Below are 20,865 nucleotides of genomic sequence, written 5' to 3' on the forward strand. Positions count from 1 at the left end.
TTTTACTTCCCCAACTACACGTAAAGCCGGCAAATAATGATAAATATAGTGTTGGCGAGACATGTTAAAAGTGTACAAAGAATGTTCGCATGGCACTCTCTATACCGCTGTATTTTCTCATAAAAAAAGCCCCGTAGTAACGAGGCTTTTTAAGATATTTAATGATTTAAATCATTAATCATTTGAAAGGCTGTATACATACGCTGCAACAACGTGAATTTTGTCATCACCCAAGGTTTTCTTGAATGAAGGCATTACACCGTTACGACCGTAAGTAAGCGTTTCTGTTACCGCTCTGTGGCTGCCGCCGTATAGCCAGATATTGTCAGTAAGGTTTGGTGCACCAAGTGCTTGGTTACCTTTACCGTCCATACCGTGACAAGCCGCACACGCTGCGAAACGAGCTTTACCTGCTTCTGCAAGCTGAGGGTCCACATCGCGACCGCTTAAACTAAGTACGTAGTTAACCACTTCTTCGATACCGTCTTCACCCATAGCATCTAGCCATGCTGGCATAGCTGCTTTACGACCAAGCGTAAGAGTTTCAACGATTTTCGCACCTGAACCACCGTACAACCAGTCGTTGTCCGTTAGGTTGGGGAAGCCGCCATTTTGACCACGTGCATCAGAACCGTGACACTGAGAGCAATTTTGTAGGAACAAACGCTGACCTACTTTATTTGCTTCTGGGTCTTTAGCCAGTTCTTCAACAGGAACTTGTGCATACGCTTCGAAGATCGGATCGAACTTCTCGGCAGCAAAATCTAGTTCACGATCATATTCTACTAGGTAGCCTTGCTCTTTAGCATCAATACGCGCCTGAGCTGACTCTTCTAGCGATTGAATATTTTGGTTAGAGCTCTTCCAACCCAAAATACCTTCATACGCACCTAGGCCAGGATAAAGCGCTAGGTATAAAAAGCCCCAAACGATGGTCATGTAGAACATAATTGTCCACCAGCGAGGAAGTTGGTTGTTCAACTCCTCAATACCATCAAATTCGTGGCCCATTGACTCACCTTCAGCTACGCCAGTCTTGTTAGAAAGGCACCAGCGAAGAAGGAAGTAGCAACCAATGATTAACCCTAGGGTTATCACTGAAATCCAAATTGTCCAAAACATACTCATGAGTTCGAGACTCCTGCTAATCTTCTTTTGATTTTTCTTTTTCTTCGTCTGCAAACACTAGGTTTGCAGCTTCATCGAATTTTTTCTTGTTGCGGCTGCTGAACGCCCACCATACAACACCGATGAAGCTTACAAAGACGATGACAGTAAAAATGCTGCCTACAATTCCCTGGTCCATATTATTTCAAATGTGTGCCAAGAGATTGTAGATAAGCAATAAGGGCCTGCATTTCCGTTTTGCCCTGTACTGCCGCTTTCGCACCCGCGATATCTTCGTCGGTATACGGAACGCCAAATCCACGGAATACTTCCATTTTTTCAGCTGTTAACTCGCCATTAAGCGTGTTTTCCGCAAGCCAAGGGAAACCTGGCATATTCGACTCTGGTACCACGTTACGAGGATTAAGCAGGTGAACTCGGTGCCATTCGTCGCTGTAACGACCACCAACACGTGCTAGGTCAGGACCAGTACGCTTAGAACCCCAAAGGAAAGGGTGCTCCCATACTGATTCGCCAGCAACGCTGTAGTGACCATAACGCTCTGTTTCAGCGCGGAATGGACGGATCATCTGACTGTGACAACCTACACAACCTTCACGGATGTAGATATCACGGCCTTCAAGCTCAAGCGCGGTATATGGACGTAAGCCTGTTACCGGTTCCATGGTTTGCTGTTGAAACATCAACGGCGTTATTTGAACCATGGCACCAAAGCTGATAGCGATAAGGATTAATACCGTTAACAGACCGACGTTCTTTTCAATTAACTCATGTGCGTTTTTCATTATTCGTCTCCTTTACTACGCCGGCTGAGTCGCTGGGTCTGCAGCGATACTGCCTTTAGGTGCACGAACGGTTTTCCATGTGTTGTATGCCATAACAAGCATACCTGCTACCACGAAACAACCACCAATGAAACGAACCACATAGAAAGGCTTAGACGCTTCTAATGACTCAACAAAGCTATAGGTTAACGTACCGTCAGCATTTACTGCACGCCACATTAGACCCTGTAGTACACCAGACATCCACATTGCTACGATGTATAGAACAACACCGATAGTTGCGAACCAGAAGTGTACGTTAACTAGCTTGGTGCTATACATAGCGCGCTGACCGAATAGCACTGGAATTAAGTGGTAAATTGAACCAATTGAAACCATTGCAACCCAACCTAGAGCACCAGAGTGTACGTGACCAATTGTCCAGTCAGTGTAGTGAGACAGTGCATTAACGGTCTTGATTGCCATCATTGGGCCTTCGAAGGTAGACATACCGTAGAAAGACAATGAAACAATAAGGAAACGCAATACTGGGTCGGTGCGAAGTTTATGCCACGCGCCAGATAGCGTCATAATACCGTTAATCATACCACCCCAAGATGGAACGAATAGGATAATAGACATCACCATACCTAGTGACTGAGTCCAGTCTGGTAGGGCAGTGTAGTGAAGGTGGTGAGGACCAGCCCAGATATACAGAGAGATAAGTGCCCAGAAGTGAACAATTGAAAGTCTGTATGAATAAACCGGGCGACCAGCTTGCTTAGGTACGAAGTAGTACATCATACCAAGGAAGCCCGCAGTCAGGAAAAAGCCTACCGCGTTATGGCCGTACCACCACTGCATCATAGCGTCTACTGCGCCTGCATACAGTGAATACGATTTAGTGAAAGATACCGGAATAGCCATGCTGTTACCAATATGAAGAATTGCAACAGTTAACATGAACGCGCCTAAGAACCAGTTTGCAACATAAATGTGCGAAACTTTACGGATTACTAGGGTTCCGAAGAAGTTAATGATATAAGCGACCCAAACCAGTGCCAAAAGGATATCAATTGGCCATTCTAGTTCAGCGTATTCTTTTGAGCTGGTCAAACCCATAGGCAGGGTGATAACAGCTAAAACGATAACGGCTTGCCAACCCCAAAAGGTAAATGCGGCAAGTTTGTCACTGAACAGTCTTACCTGGCAGGTACGCTGAACGATGTAGTACGACGTTGCAAATAGCGCACAGCCGCCGAAGGCAAAAATAACGGCGTTAGTGTGCAACGGACGCAAACGTGAGAATGTTAGCCATGGTGTGTCAAAGTTAAGCATAGGTGCAAATAACTGCGCGGCAATAAATACCCCTAGGCCCATACCAATGATACCCCAGACTATGGTCATGATGGTAAATTGCCTAACTACTTTATAATTGTAGTCAGGTTGTGCTTGGCTTATTTCACTCATTTTAATGAATCTTCCACTTCAAATGAACTATGGTCTCCAACTGCCGGAATAGTACGGTCGAGACGTGTATCAGCTAAGGAATAACGCTTCACACCGAGCTCGGAAAGAGTAATAATTATTGTCTCCAAGCCAGTTGGTACGCGGATGATAAGGTTTTTAATTACAAAAAGATACCATAAACTACCTAAGCTTGATCTCCGTCAATGAAGAAATACACAAAATTTAAGAAATGCTAAATAACGATAACAATAAACGATCAAAAATTTTACATTCCCAGCTTCCATTAGTGGCTATTATTGTTGTAGCCGTGTGTGTATACCTTGCACATAAATTCCAGTCATCGGTGTTAAAAGACACTAGCGTAGTTAATGGAATAGGAAACAGCTGCAACTTTGTCAATGAAACTTGCGAATTCTTAATTGATGACAGGTTAGCAATTGCCACTTTTTCAGCCATGCCTGAAGCCGAAGAGTCAGTAACGGTTAAGCTCTTAGTTCCTGAGGGAGAGGAAATAGAGAGCGCATGGATTGAAGGGGTAAACATGTATATGGGCAAAATTCCCGTGCTGTTAGATAACGATGGTCAAGGAAAGTGGTCAGGTTGGTTTATGTTAGGTAGCTGTAGTGAGCCAGTGATGAAATGGCAGCTACGTCTAAATATTAAAGATAAAGAAAGCCCCAGCTATTTGTATTTTGTTACACAGCAGTAACTGTATTAAAAGCAATAAGACTCTCCCTAAAGAAAGGGGAGTAAACAAGCAAAAAAGGCCGCTCTTTATTTAAGAGCGGCCTTTTATTAATTACCTGTAAATTGTAGCGTGAACGCTATTTCTTACATTTGAGACTGAAGGTAGTTTTGAATACCTAGTCGCTTAATAAGGCCAAGCTGCTGCTCTAGCCAGTGTGCGTGATCCATCTCTGTATCGTCTAGTAGTACAATTAGCATGTCACGAGTAACATAGTCTTTCTCGGTTTCACAAAGCGCAATAACTTCACGTAACTTTGCATCAACTTCATATTCAACACGTAAATCGCTTTCAAGCATTTCAGGTACATCTTTACCCACTTTGAAGCCTGTGCGCTTCGTCATGTCAGGCGTACCTTCTAAAAACAGCATGCGTTCTATTAGCTTAGTTGCATGTCCACGCTCGTCATCAAATTCATGATCGATGCGTTCGTAAAGCTTATTCAAACCCCAATCAAGATACATCTGAGAGTGAATGAAATACTGATCCATGGCGGCTAACTCATAAGAGAGTAGTTCGTTTAAGCCATTGATGATTGCTTGGTTACCTTTCATTAGTCATCTCCCATTACTTGCGCTTGTAGGTAGTTCTCTATACCCATAGCATCAATTTGGTATTCTTGCGTTTCAATCCAGTCTAGGTGCTCTTCTTCATATTCAAGAAGGTCTTCAAGCAAATCACGAGAAACATAATCCTGCTTTTCTTCACATAGCGCGATAGCTTCACGAAGTAGTGGAAGCTGTTCTTTTTGAAAACGCGCATCACATGACAGCATTTCAACGGTATCTTCACCGATATAAAGTTTGCCTAACGCTTGAAGATTAGGAAGGCCCTCAAGGAATAAAATGCGCTCGATAAGATCGTCCGCTTGCTTCATGTCCTTGATAGACTTTTTATAATTCTTTTCGTTAAGTTCAGAAAAACCCCAGTTTTTGAACATACGAGCGTGCAGAAAGTATTGATTTATCGAAGTAAGTTCACTTGTCAGTACTTCGTTCAATTTTGCAACAACTTGTTTATCACCTTGCATTGTGTAAACCCTATTAACGTATTTGCGTGAAGTTTAGTCTAAATTTGACCGCATGTCAAAAAAGTCTTTGTAAAACAGTTGTTTACAAACGATAACGTTTCTCAATTCATCCATTGTTCGCATTTAGAACAGCATTACTGTTGTGCATGCGCATAAGCAAGACTTTCTTCAGCAAAACCAAGCCCTGCTTCGGTAAAGAAGTTGAAGACTTTATCTACACCATTTTCTAATAGATGTGACACTTCATCCTCATAGCGTGCAATGGCTGCGACTTTTCCAACATAGCCCGCGTTTTTAAGCTGACGTGTGATGTTTATTGAGTCCTGGATAGAAGGCAGAGCAAGCAAAACAAGCTGAATCTGTTTGATATCTAAATTATCCCACAAATCGACGTCTTCACCGTCGCCGCATATTACGTTTAAGCCTTCGTCTGATAACTCTTTTACTTTTACTCGGTCGGCGTCCATTCCCCATACGCTCACATCACTTAATTTAGATAACGCATTGAAGGCACCGCGACCAACTCGTCCCATCCCCAACACTAAAAACTCCGCGTTGTGGAGAGTAGGATAAATGTCTTCTTTTAAGCGCTCGTTTTTCTCAAAACGTTTAATGGTGTGTTTATGATTGTGATATTGAGAATGGGAATTGCGATAGAGCACGCTGGTAATAACGAATGAAATAGATACGGCTAAAGCAATCACCACTAACCAAGAGTTTGCCAATAAACCTAATGAAACGGCTAGCGCGCCAACAATAAGGCCAAATTCACTGTAATTTGAAAGCACCAAGCTGCTCAAGTATGCCGTGCGACCGCGAAGGCGAAGCGACGTAAATAAGCCGAAAAAGAGTGCTGCTTTTAACGGTATAAATAAGCAGAACACGATAGCTAGGACAATCATACTAAGATCGGGAAGGGCGGTAAGACCGATAGTAAGGAAGAAGCCGATTAAGAAGAGATCCTTAAAACTAAGCAGCGACTTCGCTAGCTCCGAAGCCTTTTCATGTTGGGCTAACATGATTCCAAAGATTAGTGCCCCAAGATCGCCTTTAATGTTAACCAGCTCAAACAAGTGATAGCCACCTAAGGCGAGGATAAAGCCAGTAAGCGGAAGCAGTTCACCGTGGCCCGACTTATTAATCATTTTGTTTATGATTGGCATTGCTGGGAATAAGGCCAACAACGCAAGCGCCCACACAGAGGGGAGCTTTCCAGTTGCTGCAACAAGGAAGATAACAGCAAAAACGTCTTGCATGACCAAAATGCCAATGGCAAGGCGGCCGTGGCGGGTTTTACTTTCGCCACTTTCTTCTAATACTTTAACCACGCACACTGTGCTACTGAAACTAAGGGCAAAAGCGATAAGCGCAGCGCTTTTCCATGTAAGCCCATCAACGAAATTTGCAGCAACCGCACCAATCGCATAGACGCAACAGGTAATAACGCCCACCCATACTAAGGTATGTGAAACGCTTCCCGCCCAAACTTCTCGACGACTCAAATCGCGGATGTTAAGTTTCAGACCGATGGTAAAAAGCATAATGGTGATGCCCAAGTTGGCTATTTGGGTTAAATCTTCAGTGAGCGTGTAGCCTGCAAAATTTAATAAAAAGCCAGCTACCAAGTAGCCAACTAAAGGAGGAATGCCAATAAGTTTAACCGTTAAGCCGCAAACAAATGCGAAAAGAAGAAATGCATACTCCATGAATTACCTTTCAGAAAATGTTGAACGTAAAATTCGTTACCTTTGTATAGGTCACATCATCTATTAACCAGTGATAGCTACAAATCGCTCTCTCAACTCGCTAATTGAAAGGTTTTAGACTAGCATGCAATGGCTTGTTTTCGCAGCTAAAAAAGCATTGTAATTGCACATTTTGGTAACGCGTAACCCAATTGAGCTAAAAGCCGGCTCAGTATATTTAACCCCTAAATCAGTCATTTACCGCTAAAGTAAATCTAGTTCCCGATTTCAGGTGTATTGAACAGGGTTGTAGGCATATTATTTTGTTTAGATATGACCAAAAATAAAGAAGGATTTTGAATGCGTTTAACAATTCTAACTGTGCTAACCCTGCTGGTCGCTTTCAATGTGGTGATTGGCGTATTGTGGGCGCCCGTGTGGTGGTTTTTACTTTTATCAGTCACGCTACTCATTTTTGGTCTATATGATGCCTTCCAAACAAAACATGCCATTTTAAAGAACTTTCCATTAATTGGCAGGGTACGATGGACTGTCGAGGGACTAAGGCCCTACATCCAGCAATACATCATAGAAACCGATACTGGCGGAGCACCTATTTCCCGCATGTTTCGTTCGATTGTTTATCAACGTGCGAAAAACAGTAGAGAAACTGTTCCCTTCGGTACTCAGCTAGATACGTATAAAGATGGGTATGAGTGGATTGGCCATTCTTTATCTGCTCGCGAAGTGGAAGACATGGATGAAGATCCCCGAGTGACGGTAGGTGGCCCTCATTGCAAAAAGCCGTATCGTGCAAGCATACTTAACATAAGCGCAATGAGCTTTGGAAGCTTGTCAAAAAATGCCATTTTGGCGCTAAATAAAGGTGCTGCAAAAGGCGGGTTTTACCATAACACAGGTGAGGGTGGTCTAACCCCATATCACCTCGAAAATGGTGGCGATATCGTTTGGCAAATTGGTACGGGATACTTTGGTTGTAGAAGTAAAGATGGCGGTTTCGATCCTGTTCTTTTTGAAGAAAAAGCCAAACTCGACAATGTAAAAATGATAGAAATAAAGCTAAGCCAGGGCGCTAAGCCTGGACATGGTGGTATTTTACCTGCGTATAAAAATACCCCTGAAATAGCTAAAATAAGAGGGGTTGAGCCTGGAACTCAAGTTGATTCTCCCCCTAGACATAAAGCGTTTGCAACGCCTTTAGAAATGGTTGATTTTATTAGTCAGTTACGCAAGTTAAGTGGATATAAACCAGTGGGTATTAAGCTGGCGCTGGGTAGAAAAAGTGAGTTTATTGCCATGTGCAAAGCCATGGTAGAGAAGGACGTAACGCCAGATTTTATAACGGTAGACGGGGGCGAAGGAGGTACCGGCGCCGCACCGCTTGAGTACACAAACTCTATAGGATTTCCTCTGCGTGAAGCGTTGGCGTTTGTTGACGATTGTCTCACTGGTTTTGGTATTCGCGACAAAATTAAAATCATTGCTTCTGGAAAAATCATTACCGCTTTTCAGTTAGCGAAAAATCTAAGTTTAGGCGCCGATCTATGTAACAGTGCCAGAGGAATGATGTTGGCACTTGGATGTGTTCAGTCGCTGTCATGCAATACGAATAAATGTCCGACCGGTGTAGCAACGCAAGACCCCAAGCTTGCCAAGGGCTTAAACGTTGAAGACAAGTACGAGCGCGTGTACCGCTTTCACAAAAAAACTATTCATGCGCTGATGGATATCTTGTCTTCTACAGGACATGTGAGAACGAGCGAACTAAATCGTACCCATATATTTAGGCGAGTAGATCAGTGTAATATTGCGCGTTACGACGAAATTTTCCCGTTAGTTAAAACAGGAAGTTTCTTAACCGACGACGTTCCCGATAGATTTAAATTACACTTAAAAGAAGCAAATTCTGAAAGCTTTATGCCTTGTAGTTTATTGGCAGAAATAGAGAAAGAAACGAAAGCGGTATCTTAAAAAAACTAAGCCATGACTCCTAATCAAATACCGATTGTGGAGTCACGCTTAACGATTTTTAATGCCTAAAACTGCGAGTTAATCTTTAGATGGTTCGCTTGGAATACGCAGTTGATAGAGGCGGTAATCACTAGTTCTGTAGGGTGTTACTTTATATTTAGGCTGAAGATACGCCACTAAATCTATTAGTTCAGAAACGGTTAGCTCGTCGTTTACAACCCGCATTAATGACACACCGTCTTCGCTGGTGAAACTGGCAGGCTGTCGAGGAGTAAGTTTGTGTGATGGGTTAATAATGCTTGTCACCAACTCTGCATAAGTTTTAATTCTTCCACTGCTGCCTCCCAACGGAATAGGCTTCGCGACTAGGTATTGCGCATTGTCGGACTCTTTTTCCCCTGCGATTCTGTGACAGTCTTGGCACTGATACTTTTTAAATACCAAATAGCCTTTTTCCATATTGCCTTCGGGCAAGCTAAAGCCGCGAGGTGACTGCGCACCCTGGTCACAGGCGAAAAGGAGAAGCGTTGCTATAACAACTATTGCCGTTTTCATACTCATTTCTCTCTTTCTTTTACGGTAAAGATACGTAGCGTTCGCTAAAACTAATGTGTATACGCTCATTATGAATGAGGCTGCAGACTAATCATTGACCTAGCTCAAAGAATAATTATTTGTATAGCACTACTATTTAATGGAATTAGTTAACGGTATGGTAGAAAAGCACTACTACCTAACAAAAGTTGAGGACAGCCACCATGCAAGGTTACGAGACAATTTTAGTACCTATAGATATTTATTCTGACTACGAATTAGTGGTGGAGAAAGCCATTGCAATAGCAGGCAATAGTCACAAAATTCACCTCCTGTATGTTGCTTATCCACAAACCAATGTAGAGCCTTACGGACTATTTTTAGAACGGGATTTTTCGGAGGAAGTAAGAGAGCAGGCATTAAGGCAATTAAAAGACGTTGCCGCAAAACATGATATACCTTACAGCCACATCAATGTAGAGATAGGCTCACCAGCTGATGAGATTCACCATATGGCCGAAAAGGTTAATGCAGATCTCATTGTTATCGGCACCCATGGCCAGAGCGGTCTTCGTTTGTTACTTGGTTCAACGGCCAATGCAGTTCTACATGGTGTTAAAACAGACGTGCTAGCAGTGAAAGTATAAATTAATGCGGCGATTAGCGTCGAAAATGCCGTAAATATTCATGATAAACACCTTCGCCGTCATGTAGATGTAACGAAGGTCAGTTACGTTTTGTAAGGCTGTAACTAATTTTAAAATTACTTATCATGATAACGAAACGGACAGGTATTTTACGGGTACTCTATGCCACTTACTATTCACTTAAGGGGCTTCGTGCAGCCTTTTTAAGTGAAGCTGCGGTCAGACAAGAAGTTTTCGCAATATTGATAATGACACCTGTAGCGTTTTTCTTCGACGTTACGCATGTAGAACGTATATTGCTGGTGATATCTTTACTCATTGTGCTTATCACTGAGCTACTCAACACCGCTATTGAGAAACTCTGTGATCATGTCAGTACAGACATCCATTTATTAATAGGCCGTGCTAAAGATATCGGCTCGGCAGCCGTGTTCGTTAGCCTAATAATGGCCGGCTTTACGTGGATTAGCATTCTTTGGTAGTGCACTTTGCGATTTATAGGCAGAAAGAAAGCCCTAATTTATAGGGCTTTGATTTTCTGGTCACAACATTCTGATACTAAGGTTCTAATTGTACTATCTAAGTTTTTAATGTGCGAATAATGCAATGAAGTCTCACCACCGTTATTGATATCTTTTATCGTAAAAACAACATCATCGCCTCGTGAAGTTACGCAGATTCTCACGTAATCATCAGATTGAGCTAATGGCACGAGGAGATATAACGGCTCATTGTTTGAGTTTAAATAATCTAGTGCTGCTTCTTGTGACTTGAAAGGGTCTTGCTTCTCGGGTTGGACATTCCATGACGACGAGGGAACCACCATTTCCGCAAGTAATTTTCCATGCTTTGTATCAATACCGCTACTCATATATCACTCCTTTTACCTGATTGTTTGCCAACTTAGAAAACCTATTCATTAATATAGGCGTAAGGCAAATTTACCTTTTGATACGAGGGTAATACAGTTTCAGATTGGTTAAAGAATGAAGAGAGTAGGTGAGTTAGACATTGTTATTGATGTGGTTGATTACGCGTAACCTTAAATTCCCTAAGTCGCTGTATTTACGAGCTTTATCTTTTCCGTTTTGCCGACAATTTTGCCATTCCACCACGCTTTACGTTAGCCTGTTTTGTATAATGCCCAGGCATTTCCGGTGATTGCCAACCTCCAGCCAGTTGAAGCTCGGGTAAAGATGCACCATCTTCGGCTAGAGAAACTGCACCACCAACACGACCGCTATGAGGGGTAATGTTTTCGCTAATACCTGCGCGTTGAGCAATGCGTTGCCAAATCCGATAGACACTCGAATAGTTAAGTACATTTGCCTTATGGCTGGGAATGTTCTCATCAAATGGCAGAAGTGCTGTTTTATGGTTTGTTAGTCGTCTAAACAAAACGCCTTTGTGCAGGCCGCGTAAATCTGAAGAAAGGCGCGTTGCTTTAGTTTTTGGGTCAAGATTAGCTTCGTTAACATACTCTTGAACCATAGATATAGTGCTGGAAGAAATATAGCGATATTGACCTTGGCCAGACTGGTCGTTTTTCGAAGAAACAACCAACAGCGTGTTGTTACGCGCAGATATATCCTCAATGCAAACTCGAACTAATTCATCAGCGCGAAGCAATGCATCAAACATCAGGTTAATGATTGCAAGGTCGCGGAGCTCTAATAAAGAATCAGGAATAATTGCATTGTTTATTTTTTCAAGCATATCTATGGTAAGTGGAACCGCTTGTTTGTGAGACAAGCGAAACTTTCGATTCTCTATAAGCGATAAACGGATGAAATCTCTTAGATACGCAGATCTAATAATTGGGTTTGGCAATTTAGCCACGCCTAAAAATTTACTAAGGGCAGATAACCGACGTTTAATGGTTCTATAGGCTAGGGGAGAACAACACAACGCTTCGACATATTGTTTAATGCAGATCTCATTGTGTTCGAAGTTGTTCTTAAAGCCACTTAATCCAGCTTGCTTACAAAAAATTGCGAACTCATTGTAGTCACTAATGTATGCCCGTTGTGTGTTGTATGGAAGCTTGGTAAAAATATCTTGATAATAGCTTTCAACGTTTTTATCAGAAGATGAACATTGACTTGTTATTAGGTCGTCAGAACCTGACGTGTGCTGCTTACCACGAGAGTACTCGATACCAAAAGCTGGAACCGTCGCGCTACTTGAGTCTTGTGGCTTTGAGCTGCTATCACTGTTGCTGTTAACTAATTGAGTTGTGAGCAAGTATGAGCTAGTAGTTTTTGAGGGCATTGAGCAACCTGGTGAAGACATTAATGTGACTATTATGCTAGATTTAACAGAACTTGATAAGTTATTGATATATAACATTATTCACGCATGATAACTGTAATTATCATGCGTGAAGCTACGCACTAATCCATTCATCATTTCACTAACCGCTTTGCTGTTATAATCTCAAGTACAGTGCTACTCTACCACATTACTGTATATATAAACAGTTTGAGTGCTTCAATGCCGTCGATTGCTGGCCTATCACGTAATTATTCCAAACCATATCGCTAGATAAGGCTTGTGGCCTGCTGAGAGAGTCCTTTTTTTGTACAATTTAAATCGTGCGCTACGTGAAATCTGCAAAGCAATACCCCGAATGCGCGCTCAGATTTCACGTAGCGACGCCTGAAAAATAAACTGAAAAGTAATGAAAAAACACCCTAAAAATTTATACATTAAAGAATTACTTCACAATGATTTACTTCCGACATGTTTACTGCTTAGGCGCACACTTTTCAAAACCAAATGAGTTAGAGGTAAAAGTAGGCATTACAAAAGTGGGATAGGCGATAACCTAGTAGTTATTACCTTTGCTTTTTATATGCTTTTCATAGAGCGCCTATCTAATGGCGACTACGGTACGACGATAATAAAACTTCGATACAGTACGTTGCCGAATAAACGACGTCTACGCAGATATGAATTCAATAAACATCGCGTCGATTATTTTTAATTCTACGTGCTATCCACGCCACCCAACTTTAAAACAACGAACGGCCTTCATGCTCAAAGTTTAATTTAATAAGAAGTATAAATAATTGATGATGTTTAAAATAAAGAGCAATTAATAAATAGGATTTAGCGGCCGTAAATATTACATTTAACGCTAAATGTTAGAAAAACCTTAACCTTACAGCTAGTCGTCTTATCTTAGAAATAATTAGTTTCCTTTATTTAACTCATCAGCGTTAAGCCTTTGGTTATTTGAGCTAGTAATTAATAATACAAGCTGTGCGTTCATTATTTAAAGCAAAGAAGACTAAAGCCCGATAAATGTTTTTAGGAACCTGATTAGGACTATTATTTATCTGTGTTAGTTGTCATTAAACCTTACGAATACCTAAATATTACGAGAAGGATAGCGTAAAGCTCCTTGCAAGGCTCCATCTGGCTCATTGACTATCAACTTTGATATTCTATTTAACATAATATACATTATGCGTAATTATGTATATGGACGATTAGGGCGATGATGTCGGTCTATTTAATTGGTTTGTTGACTGTGATTACTTACAGACCTTTATGCGCGGCAGCTGTTTTAGTGCTTCGGCCTTACCGAAATTGCTTCACTTGTATCAGTGGTTTTTATTGAAAGTTGCTATGAACTTTGGATTTAGACATGGAATTTATAAATCGTGCGCTACGTGAAATCTGTAGCACTACACCTCGCGAAATTTATTTTATTTCACGTAGCGTCACGTTAGTTTTTTGATTAATTATGGGTATAACTAACAAACAGAAAGACGCAGTCTTTGTATTTTTATACTAGGCTTTAATTTATTAAATGTAGATTTTTATCTATTTAAAATGTTGCTGTGTTTATCTGAGTTGTAGTTAATCAGATTTAATCTGATTAACTACAAAAAGAAACTCGATCGATCATTTACGTAGATTACATGGTTTGTGGAATGCAGAGATTATATAGACTGGCTAGCTGTTTACTTTAAGCATTTTTAGCAGTGATTTTGGCAGTGATAACTTACACGTTTAGTTATCATTATAAACGCGCTCAATTCGCTTAATATCGTCTTCGTAATCCAATGCCAACTTTGCACGTTCGTAACTTTGCTTCGCTAACTTAGATGCCGCCTCAACAAAATCTCTTTCTATGCTTGTACCTCCATCTTTAAAGCACGCTTTAATTGTTTTTAGTGACTTTTGTATTCGGATAGCAACTTCAATATTAGCAGCACCATCACGGGCAATGCTGGTGTACGCATCGTCAAATAGATCATTCACATTTAACGCAGGCAATGAAATGCGGTCATATTTAAACTCCTCATGCTGAGCACTATCGTTTTGTGAGTTTTCGGTTTCAGTTTCGGATTTGGGCTTGTGCCACAACAACATAAGGCGTGTAATGCTGCTAATGGTATTTATTGCAGTACCATGGTCATTAACCGATGGGGATAATGCACGAGATGCAATTTCGGCTAGTACGATAAAGCCAAAGCGAGGATCAGCCTCAAAGGACCTGGCTTCACCTATAGTAAATGCGTCAACAATTTCATCTGATACTACCTTTTTATTTGAATATGCTATGGCACGCTCTGGTGAAACAAACTCACCGGGTAACATGGCGACATTGATAAAACCGTCGTTTTTATTAGCCCAGTGTTGCAGTTTGGCAATGTCTATAAGCTGAATATAGCCCACTTGTTTAGTATAAATGGCATGCGTCCCCTGCTCTTTTATTTGCTCTTGCGGTACTGCGCCTAAGCACGGCATATCTATTCTATTTTTAATTGCGCGTGTCGTGGCGTGCTCCACTTTTAATAACGTTGACCCCACGCGCCCTAATCGTGCAACGCTGTCTACCCACCGGATAAAAGTTAAAATAACTATCGAAAAAGCCAGACAGGTTAGACAAAACAAAATGAAAAGCCCGGCTTCATCGAAAAAAGCTTGAGTCATTGCAGTAAGCGCTACAGCACTATAAATAAAAGCGCCTATGAAAACTGACAGAGCATTTTGTGATACATCATCGGATATTATAAGGCTTAGAGAACGCGGCGTTGACGACTGACTGGCCGAAGCATAAGCATTAACCATGGTACCTGCAGAAAATGTGGCGATCACCATCATGCTAGATGCCATAATTGAAAGCAGTGTTTCAACTGATTCGGGTTTTATTTCAGGAATATGCTCAGCCAATGAAGTCCCGTCTGCTACTTTAGCGACGAATACAGCAAAGATTGAGAGCAAACAAAAGCCAAGAGGTTTTACCCAAAGCTTTTCTTTTACACTGTATAAAAGGAAACGCAGTCTATCTACGGTAATCGGTGCTTCCACATTCTTCTCTTTTTATTAACTTTATTTCACTTAATACGGCAGTTAGGTGTTTTCTGATTTGTCCCAACTCAATTAGCAGGATCCGCCTTGGCATAAAACATCATTGATAATGATAATCAATATCATTAAAATTGGTTAAAACAGTTTTAAGGTTATCAATATGGACGCTACAAAAATTCTTATCATTGAAGATGATATTACTCTTAATAAACAAATCGCTGCCTTGCTAAAAGACCGAGGCTTCGACGTACATCAATGCCACGACGGCAATCAAGGTCTGGTGACTGCACTTCGTGAAAGGTTCGACCTTATTCTTTTAGATGTATTGCTTCCTAACCTAAATGGTTTCTCGCTGTTAAGCCAACTTCGCAAACGGAAACAAACTCCTGTCATCATGGTTACTGCATGTGGTGCCGAACAAGAGCGTATAAAAGGCTATAGTAACGGTGCAGATGACTACATGCCAAAGCCGTTTAGTTTTGTGGAAATGATGCTTCGTATTGAAGCATTATTGCGTCGCTCTCTAAATGTAAAATCAAATGAAGTAACGAGAAACTCGATCGTCGTTGACGAAATAACACTTGACCGAAGAAACCTGAAGGCCAATTTTGCTGGCAAAGCACTAGATTTAACGTCGACTCAGTTTAAGCTTCTGTGGGTTCTGCTTGAAAATCAGAATGAGGTTTTAAGCAAACCATTACTTTATCAAACTGTTCTGGAAAGAAGTTTCAGCCGGTACGACCGAAGCTTAGATATGCACATGTCCCGAGTGCGAAAGAAACTTATCGAAGCTGGAATGTCCCCTACTCGTCTAGCAACCCAGCACGGCAAAGGCTACTTATTCTCATGAAAAAAGTGTTATTGAGAAAGCTATTGGTCACTATAGCTTTAGGGACGGTTATTCTTATTTGGGTTATTGATTGGCTGTCAGCACATACAGAAACATCAATGAGTCACCTATCAGTAGAGCATCAGCGAGAACTCGTTGAATATGGCAAAGAGGCTGATTTAATTTACCGAAAAGAAGGTGAATTGGGTTTATCGAACTGGCTTCATGAATTTCAAGATAAAGAAAAAACATGGGCAGCAGTAGTAAAGTTAAACATTCAACCTATTGCGGGAAGCGTCATTCCTCAAAAGTACATTGATGAATTTAGAATAGGCCGCAGCGTGGAATGGAAAATTCACCTCTACTTTGAATATAACCCTATCATGGAGGTTCCTTTCTTAGATGAGAAATCACATCTATTAATCCAATTACCCCAGCGAATGAGACCGGGTGTTTATCTCACCTTTGTGGATATTTTGCTCAAGGTCGCACTGCCTTTTGTCGTTCTGTGTGTAGTGAGTTTAGTGCTTTACAGGCACGTAATGGTGCCATTAAGAAAGTTAGAGCATGCCACGAAAGCTTTCAGTCAAGGGCAGTTTGATGTGCGCGTTAGTAAATCATTTAGCAATAGAAGCGATGAGCTCTTCAACTTATCCGTAACATTTGACGGCATGGCCACACGAATTGGAAAATTAATTTACAACCAGAGAGAACTTTTATCCGATCTGTCTCATGAATTAAGAACTCCGCTAACGCGTATGGATATGGCCATCGATACTATTGAAAATGGTATCAATGACAGTGATACGTTAACTCGGCTTCGATATGAATCCAACAATATGCGGGCATTAGTCGAAGATACGTTGACACTTGCTTGGCTTAACAATGAATCGCCTGTACTTAACACTGAGACTTTTGACCTTGCTGAATTGATTCAGGTTATTTGTGACGATGCAGCTTTTGAGTATTCCGAAACAAGACTAAATGTCGAATTACCTAACATCGCGGTAATTGATAAGAGTAGTCAACAAGCCCTCGGCCAAGCGATAGAGAACATTATCCGGAATGCCCTTAAATATACGCCAGAGAATAGCGGTGTTATTGTAACGCTAAAGCAAAATGCAGATGTCTATATGCTTTCCGTCCTGGACTTTGGAGATGGTGTTCCAGAAAGCATGCTTAGCGATATTTTTAAGCCTTTTTTTAGAGTAGATAAGTCTCATGGCCTTCATGTTGTTGGGCAAAAACGCGGCGGGTTTGGTTTAGGACTGGCGCTAGCGCAGCGGCAAATTACTGCTGTTGGAGGAAAAATTAAAGCGTGTAACCACTTGATAGCTGACTCAGCAGGCATTGGAGGTTTACAAATTGATATAACGCTACCGAAAAGGTAGCGTTATACAAATGTTATATTCAAGGCCTCAAAGGAACGGCAGAAACATGAGGCTTTGACGCTTTACTACTCTTAGACTTATATTCATGCCAAGGTAATACTAGATAGTGACAGGCCGTTAAAACAACTATCATGGCTACCAAAGTATATGTCATCGTAAGCTGTTGCAGCCCAACAAGCATTAGCCCCCATCCAATTAATATCCATTGTAAAACATATAGTGCAGTGACGTTTTTACCCCAGAAAGCGAATAGTGTAACCACATAGTTTTGCTTAAAGCGTTCAACGAGTATGTGAGTGGTGTAAATAAAAAGCATCACGATACCTGTCATTAGAAGAACAATTCCAGGGCCGCTTCTTAGGTTTGTTACAATGTGATATGCAGGGTTAGTGAGCGTGAGTCCTGTACCGAGGATTACACAAACTACGCCTAATATAAGGCAACAAACAAAGTTTAACGTGCCTTTATTTTGTTGCTTTAAGAAGCGACCAAATGCCATACCAGCAATTGGGTATGCCGCCCAAGGAAAAATAGGAAACATAACTCCCGCTTCTTCGTTTCCTACAAAAAGCTTCAAAAACTCATTGAGTATAGGTAATGACGTGTACCTATCCCAGACGCTGTGTGATAAAAACGCAATGGCAATAGCCGCGCCGATCCAAATAGAGATTTTATTAGTTGCATGTTTCAATCCTGTACAAAGGAGTAGCGCTATACCTGCGAATTGAAAGACATCACCAATTAAAAATTCACTCAGCGGAGTGTGAGGCGCTACATCTTGGTACGTGACGAGCCCAATGTTAATCGAAAGCCACATGGGAATGGTTCCGCGAACTAAATTTAGTGCGTAACCTAGCACAAACAGCGATATTGCTCGTTTGATATCCGCTTTCAGTGTCGATGATGGAGATAGGCCTACAAAAATCCCCATGATAAAGACGAACATTGATGCTGCTGGCCAACCCAATGCGAATTTTACCGTGGCTCCAAATGCACTAAACCGCACTTCAGGTAAGCCATAAAAGTCTAATACATGGATCATAACCATGAGTAAAACAGCAACACCTTTTGCTACGTCAAAAGTTTTCTGCCTGTTAATACTTGGCGTGCCAAAGTGGGTAGGTACATAAAATAGTTTCATAGTTTTCACTTGTTTTTATTTTGTCTTTTAAATGCTTGGTGTTGCTATTTTTTACTCTTTTCATCTTTCTCAGACAACTTTATACCCAACCAAAATAACAGGCAGGCAAAAGCAAAAGTGACGAAGGAAATTGAAAAAGGCCCGGTGTAGCCATTATTTAGAAATTGGATTATTGCTTGGTTATGGCCAAGTGTCTCGATAAGGGATAAAAGTGCAAGAATGAGACCGCTTGCCAGTGCTGTTCGGCTTATCGCTAAATGTACATGCTTAGTGAAAAAAGCGCCTATGATCGATATGGCATAAACCGCAAAGAAAGCAGTTTCAACAATAAACGACCTGTAATTTAAATCTGTACCAAGCACTCTCTCGAGTAAAAATGCAAACGCTGTCGCCGGTACGATACCAGCACATCCGCCTAATGTAAGTGCAAATATGCTGTGTTTAAAGCGACTAGAAATACTGCGATTATTTTGAAACTTAGTAAGCCACAACATATTGCCAACAACAATTAAGCCGCATACACCCAGCCCGAGTACGAAGAAAACAATTCTTATATCGACGCCTGCGAAGTGCCCAAAATGCAGTGCGTACAGAAAACGTGTCCCATCGGCGAAGGCATTTCTTTCAGCGGGATTTAAATCTGCTGAAAATTCATTTTCACGCACACGGTAAGTCATATCTATCCGTTGCGAAAAGTTCGATCTATGTTGCCCAATAATACGAATTAGCGCGTTTTCATCACCATAGTTTGTAAGCCTGAGGGAGGAAGCTTTTGCATTCTCTTTCTCTTCCCACGAAGTTATAAGGGTATTCAGGTCTGGCATTTCTCTTTCAATGCCAGTGTAAGATTCGGTTACTCTTGGAAACCCTGTATCGTTTAGTAGCGCAGTCCTGTCTCCATCGTAGATAAACAAGAGTGTCACAATCTGAGAAATCAAACCTAAATTAAACATTAGACCGGTAAGCGCGTACATGAATGTATAGGGTAAGCTCATGACCCCTACTACGTTATGCATGTCTGTAAGTTGATATCGAAGAGTAGTGCTGCCACCTCGATAGTAGAAAAAGTGCGTGATCAGCTTTTTGAACTGAACGACTAGCCCAGTGAAAATGACAACGGTAAAAAACAGGGTCACAATACCGACAATGTGGTCGCCCAGTGGCAAATTCAGGTCAATATGGAGGCCATAGAGAAAATCAGCTAAGTGAAAACTGTCTATAGACGCTACCGTTTCTCCATTAACCGGATCAACATAAATTGAAGTCAGTGCATTTTTAGCCGACGGGGTTTCATTTACTGGAAGATGAAGCTCGTATAGAGGCATTGTTTCAGTTGGAAGGACTACAAACATTCTTTGTTGCGTATTCACATCATATTCTGAAAACACTGTGTCCAATATGTTGTTAAGTGGCAGCTGGTCCGAGACTGAACGATATTCTGTATGAGGTAGAACAGACCATGCTTTGATTTCCGGGTAAAACAAAGTAAGAGAGCCTGCCCAAAAAACGATGAATAGCGGAATGGAAATAAATAGCCCTATCCATCCGTGACCTTCCAAGGCTGAACGAATCACGCTGGCTTTCATGCAACTACTCCTAATTTAATTAGTACATTAAGCACAAGTGAAAAAGTCAAAACGGAAAGGCATTGAAGCGCTGGCTTTTTAGTCTTTTCGAAACAGAAAAAGTAACTCATTAACCCCGCCCAAATCAAAAAGCCAAGTATGTAACCCACCAGCAATTTGACATCTACATCGAATGGTAAAAAGTAGTTAAGATTCAAAATGATGCTTGTGCTAAGTAGTAATCCAATTAGAAAGGACAGATAGGTTTTACGCCACATAAACCCCTCCTATGAGCGCTAATGCAACGTTAACGCCTGTTCCATATGCAAGTAGCCTTAAGGGACGATTTTCGTGTGCACCCGTAAACGTCACTAGCGCTAAATTAAAAATAATCATGGTAATCGTAGAAAAGATCATTGCCCAAGCGTTGTATTGCATTCCTAGAAGAAAGGCCGCCAGCACGATAGTGGCAACAAAAAGCGTGTTGCCTAAAGCCTTTGGCATTGATTGAGTGAACGATCTTTGGTGATCCGACGAAAAATAAAGCGCTGTACATCCCCAGAAAATGGCTTGTAAAGCGAGAACATTTGAAATCGAAAACATATCGACAAGTCCTTTT

Annotated in this window: 20 protein-coding genes; 6 read left to right on the top strand and 14 right to left on the bottom strand. The window is 41.3% G+C overall.

Going from position 1 to position 20,865, the window contains the following annotated elements; all coding sequences use genetic code 11:
- Positions 1 to 174: 174 nt before the first annotated feature.
- The 4 genes from ccoP to ccoN are packed head-to-tail and all read right to left on the bottom strand — an operon-like array spanning position 175 to position 3,362.
- The gene (gene ccoP / locus ACFI6J_RS01915) at positions 175 to 1,128 is read right to left on the bottom strand and encodes a cytochrome-c oxidase, cbb3-type subunit III (RefSeq protein ID WP_014949592.1); all 954 of its coding nucleotides are present in this window, start codon (positions 1,126 to 1,128) and stop codon (positions 175 to 177) included.
- Between the two features lie 16 nt (positions 1,129 to 1,144).
- Positions 1,145 to 1,306, bottom strand: a complete 162-nt coding sequence (locus tag ACFI6J_RS01920; RefSeq protein ID WP_014949591.1) for a cbb3-type cytochrome oxidase subunit 3 — start codon at positions 1,304 to 1,306, stop codon at positions 1,145 to 1,147.
- Between the two features lies 1 nt (position 1,307).
- Positions 1,308 to 1,913 (bottom strand): cytochrome-c oxidase, cbb3-type subunit II, encoded by a 606-nt coding sequence (gene ccoO, locus ACFI6J_RS01925; protein WP_014949590.1) that lies wholly within the window; start codon positions 1,911 to 1,913, stop codon positions 1,308 to 1,310.
- A 15-nt stretch (positions 1,914 to 1,928) separates the two neighbouring features.
- Positions 1,929 to 3,362 (bottom strand): cytochrome-c oxidase, cbb3-type subunit I, encoded by a 1,434-nt coding sequence (gene ccoN / locus ACFI6J_RS01930; protein WP_014949589.1) that lies wholly within the window; start codon positions 3,360 to 3,362, stop codon positions 1,929 to 1,931.
- Positions 3,363 to 3,591: 229 nt separating this feature from the next.
- Between ccoN and ACFI6J_RS01935 the strand changes: the two genes are divergently transcribed.
- The gene (locus tag ACFI6J_RS01935; RefSeq protein ID WP_039227669.1) at positions 3,592 to 4,071 is read left to right on the top strand and encodes a hypothetical protein; all 480 of its coding nucleotides are present in this window, start codon (positions 3,592 to 3,594) and stop codon (positions 4,069 to 4,071) included.
- Positions 4,072 to 4,193: 122 nt separating this feature from the next.
- On the opposite strand, the gene bfr (ACFI6J_RS01940) is transcribed toward ACFI6J_RS01935, so the two are convergent.
- The 3 genes from bfr (ACFI6J_RS01940) to ACFI6J_RS01950 all read right to left on the bottom strand — a co-directional run bounded on the left by bfr (ACFI6J_RS01940) (position 4,194) and on the right by ACFI6J_RS01950 (position 6,843).
- Positions 4,194 to 4,661 (bottom strand): bacterioferritin, encoded by a 468-nt coding sequence (gene bfr / locus ACFI6J_RS01940; RefSeq protein ID WP_014949587.1) that lies wholly within the window; start codon positions 4,659 to 4,661, stop codon positions 4,194 to 4,196.
- Positions 4,661 to 5,137 (bottom strand): bacterioferritin, encoded by a 477-nt coding sequence (bfr, locus tag ACFI6J_RS01945; protein ID WP_014949586.1) that lies wholly within the window; start codon positions 5,135 to 5,137, stop codon positions 4,661 to 4,663. The genes bfr (ACFI6J_RS01940) and bfr (ACFI6J_RS01945) overlap by 1 nt, the downstream gene beginning before the upstream one ends.
- 134 nt (positions 5,138 to 5,271) lie before the next feature.
- Positions 5,272 to 6,843, bottom strand: coding sequence for a cation:proton antiporter family protein (locus ACFI6J_RS01950; RefSeq protein WP_014949585.1), 1,572 nt, complete (start codon positions 6,841 to 6,843; stop codon positions 5,272 to 5,274).
- 339 nt (positions 6,844 to 7,182) lie between these two features.
- Here ACFI6J_RS01950 and ACFI6J_RS01955 point away from each other — a divergent pair, with 339 nt between their 5' ends.
- On the top strand, positions 7,183 to 8,814 hold the full coding sequence (locus ACFI6J_RS01955) for an FMN-binding glutamate synthase family protein (RefSeq protein WP_075177956.1): 1,632 nt from the start codon (positions 7,183 to 7,185) through the stop codon (positions 8,812 to 8,814).
- Positions 8,815 to 8,892: 78 nt separating this feature from the next.
- On the opposite strand, the gene ACFI6J_RS01960 is transcribed toward ACFI6J_RS01955, so the two are convergent.
- A complete protein-coding gene (locus tag ACFI6J_RS01960) occupies positions 8,893 to 9,369 on the bottom strand; it encodes a c-type cytochrome (protein ID WP_061096378.1) in 477 nt (158 codons plus the stop codon).
- 203 nt (positions 9,370 to 9,572) lie between these two features.
- Between ACFI6J_RS01960 and ACFI6J_RS01965 the strand changes: the two genes are divergently transcribed.
- On the top strand, positions 9,573 to 9,995 hold the full coding sequence (locus ACFI6J_RS01965) for a universal stress protein (RefSeq protein WP_342313403.1): 423 nt from the start codon (positions 9,573 to 9,575) through the stop codon (positions 9,993 to 9,995).
- Positions 9,996 to 10,120: 125 nt separating this feature from the next.
- Positions 10,121 to 10,477, top strand: a complete 357-nt coding sequence (locus ACFI6J_RS01970) for a diacylglycerol kinase (RefSeq protein ID WP_342285694.1) — start codon at positions 10,121 to 10,123, stop codon at positions 10,475 to 10,477.
- A 38-nt stretch (positions 10,478 to 10,515) separates the two neighbouring features.
- Here the strand turns inward: ACFI6J_RS01970 and ACFI6J_RS01975 are convergent, their stop codons facing one another.
- The 3 genes from ACFI6J_RS01975 to ACFI6J_RS01985 form a co-directional block, all read right to left on the bottom strand.
- Positions 10,516 to 10,866, bottom strand: a complete 351-nt coding sequence (locus tag ACFI6J_RS01975) for a hypothetical protein (RefSeq protein ID WP_239240729.1) — start codon at positions 10,864 to 10,866, stop codon at positions 10,516 to 10,518.
- 203 nt (positions 10,867 to 11,069) lie between these two features.
- Positions 11,070 to 12,266, bottom strand: a complete 1,197-nt coding sequence (locus tag ACFI6J_RS01980) for a tyrosine-type recombinase/integrase (RefSeq protein WP_435787144.1) — start codon at positions 12,264 to 12,266, stop codon at positions 11,070 to 11,072.
- A gap of 1,749 nt (positions 12,267 to 14,015) precedes the next feature.
- On the bottom strand, positions 14,016 to 15,320 hold the full coding sequence (locus ACFI6J_RS01985; RefSeq protein ID WP_069944376.1) for a DUF2254 domain-containing protein: 1,305 nt from the start codon (positions 15,318 to 15,320) through the stop codon (positions 14,016 to 14,018).
- A gap of 160 nt (positions 15,321 to 15,480) precedes the next feature.
- Here ACFI6J_RS01985 and ACFI6J_RS01990 point away from each other — a divergent pair, with 160 nt between their 5' ends.
- Both ACFI6J_RS01990 and ACFI6J_RS01995 read left to right on the top strand, forming a co-directional pair.
- Complete coding sequence (locus ACFI6J_RS01990) at positions 15,481 to 16,170, top strand: response regulator transcription factor (RefSeq protein ID WP_014949577.1); 690 nt, start codon at positions 15,481 to 15,483, stop codon at positions 16,168 to 16,170.
- Positions 16,167 to 17,540, top strand: coding sequence for a sensor histidine kinase (locus tag ACFI6J_RS01995; RefSeq protein WP_069944375.1), 1,374 nt, complete (start codon positions 16,167 to 16,169; stop codon positions 17,538 to 17,540). The genes ACFI6J_RS01990 and ACFI6J_RS01995 overlap by 4 nt, the downstream gene beginning before the upstream one ends.
- A 19-nt stretch (positions 17,541 to 17,559) precedes the next feature.
- Here ACFI6J_RS01995 and ACFI6J_RS02000 read toward each other — a convergent pair whose 3' ends face one another.
- The 3 genes from ACFI6J_RS02000 to ACFI6J_RS02010 form a co-directional block, all read right to left on the bottom strand.
- The gene (locus ACFI6J_RS02000; protein WP_278711865.1) at positions 17,560 to 18,681 is read right to left on the bottom strand and encodes a heparan-alpha-glucosaminide N-acetyltransferase domain-containing protein; all 1,122 of its coding nucleotides are present in this window, start codon (positions 18,679 to 18,681) and stop codon (positions 17,560 to 17,562) included.
- A 44-nt stretch (positions 18,682 to 18,725) separates the two neighbouring features.
- Complete coding sequence (locus ACFI6J_RS02005; protein ID WP_069944373.1) at positions 18,726 to 20,267, bottom strand: PepSY-associated TM helix domain-containing protein; 1,542 nt, start codon at positions 20,265 to 20,267, stop codon at positions 18,726 to 18,728.
- A gap of 246 nt (positions 20,268 to 20,513) precedes the next feature.
- Positions 20,514 to 20,849: a hypothetical protein gene (locus ACFI6J_RS02010; protein ID WP_069944371.1), complete on the bottom strand. Its 336-nt coding sequence runs from the start codon at positions 20,847 to 20,849 to the stop codon at positions 20,514 to 20,516.
- Positions 20,850 to 20,865 lie beyond the last annotated feature (16 nt).

This window comes from Alteromonas sp. G4i13 (genome assembly GCF_054960505.1).

Coding starts and splice junctions, on each gene's coding strand:
- ACFI6J_RS01960 (WP_061096378.1), bottom strand. CDS start 9,369: ATGAAAACGGCAATAGTTGTTATAGCAACGCTTCTCCTTTTCGCCTGT.
- ccoN (WP_014949589.1), bottom strand. CDS start 3,362: ATGAGTGAAATAAGCCAAGCACAACCTGACTACAATTATAAAGTAGTT.
- ACFI6J_RS01970 (WP_342285694.1), top strand. CDS start 10,121: ATGATAACGAAACGGACAGGTATTTTACGGGTACTCTATGCCACTTAC.
- ACFI6J_RS01995 (WP_069944375.1), top strand. CDS start 16,167: ATGAAAAAAGTGTTATTGAGAAAGCTATTGGTCACTATAGCTTTAGGG.
- ACFI6J_RS01980 (WP_435787144.1), bottom strand. CDS start 12,266: ATGCCCTCAAAAACTACTAGCTCATACTTGCTCACAACTCAATTAGTT.
- ccoO (WP_014949590.1), bottom strand. CDS start 1,913: ATGAAAAACGCACATGAGTTAATTGAAAAGAACGTCGGTCTGTTAACG.
- ACFI6J_RS02010 (WP_069944371.1), bottom strand. CDS start 20,849: ATGTTTTCGATTTCAAATGTTCTCGCTTTACAAGCCATTTTCTGGGGA.
- ACFI6J_RS01950 (WP_014949585.1), bottom strand. CDS start 6,843: ATGGAGTATGCATTTCTTCTTTTCGCATTTGTTTGCGGCTTAACGGTT.
- ACFI6J_RS01955 (WP_075177956.1), top strand. CDS start 7,183: ATGCGTTTAACAATTCTAACTGTGCTAACCCTGCTGGTCGCTTTCAAT.
- ACFI6J_RS01965 (WP_342313403.1), top strand. CDS start 9,573: ATGCAAGGTTACGAGACAATTTTAGTACCTATAGATATTTATTCTGAC.
- bfr (WP_014949587.1), bottom strand. CDS start 4,661: ATGAAAGGTAACCAAGCAATCATCAATGGCTTAAACGAACTACTCTCT.
- ccoP (WP_014949592.1), bottom strand. CDS start 1,128: ATGAGTATGTTTTGGACAATTTGGATTTCAGTGATAACCCTAGGGTTA.
- ACFI6J_RS02005 (WP_069944373.1), bottom strand. CDS start 20,267: ATGAAAGCCAGCGTGATTCGTTCAGCCTTGGAAGGTCACGGATGGATA.
- ACFI6J_RS01935 (WP_039227669.1), top strand. CDS start 3,592: ATGCTAAATAACGATAACAATAAACGATCAAAAATTTTACATTCCCAG.
- ACFI6J_RS02000 (WP_278711865.1), bottom strand. CDS start 18,681: ATGAAACTATTTTATGTACCTACCCACTTTGGCACGCCAAGTATTAAC.
- ACFI6J_RS01990 (WP_014949577.1), top strand. CDS start 15,481: ATGGACGCTACAAAAATTCTTATCATTGAAGATGATATTACTCTTAAT.
- ACFI6J_RS01975 (WP_239240729.1), bottom strand. CDS start 10,866: ATGAGTAGCGGTATTGATACAAAGCATGGAAAATTACTTGCGGAAATG.
- ACFI6J_RS01920 (WP_014949591.1), bottom strand. CDS start 1,306: ATGGACCAGGGAATTGTAGGCAGCATTTTTACTGTCATCGTCTTTGTA.
- bfr (WP_014949586.1), bottom strand. CDS start 5,137: ATGCAAGGTGATAAACAAGTTGTTGCAAAATTGAACGAAGTACTGACA.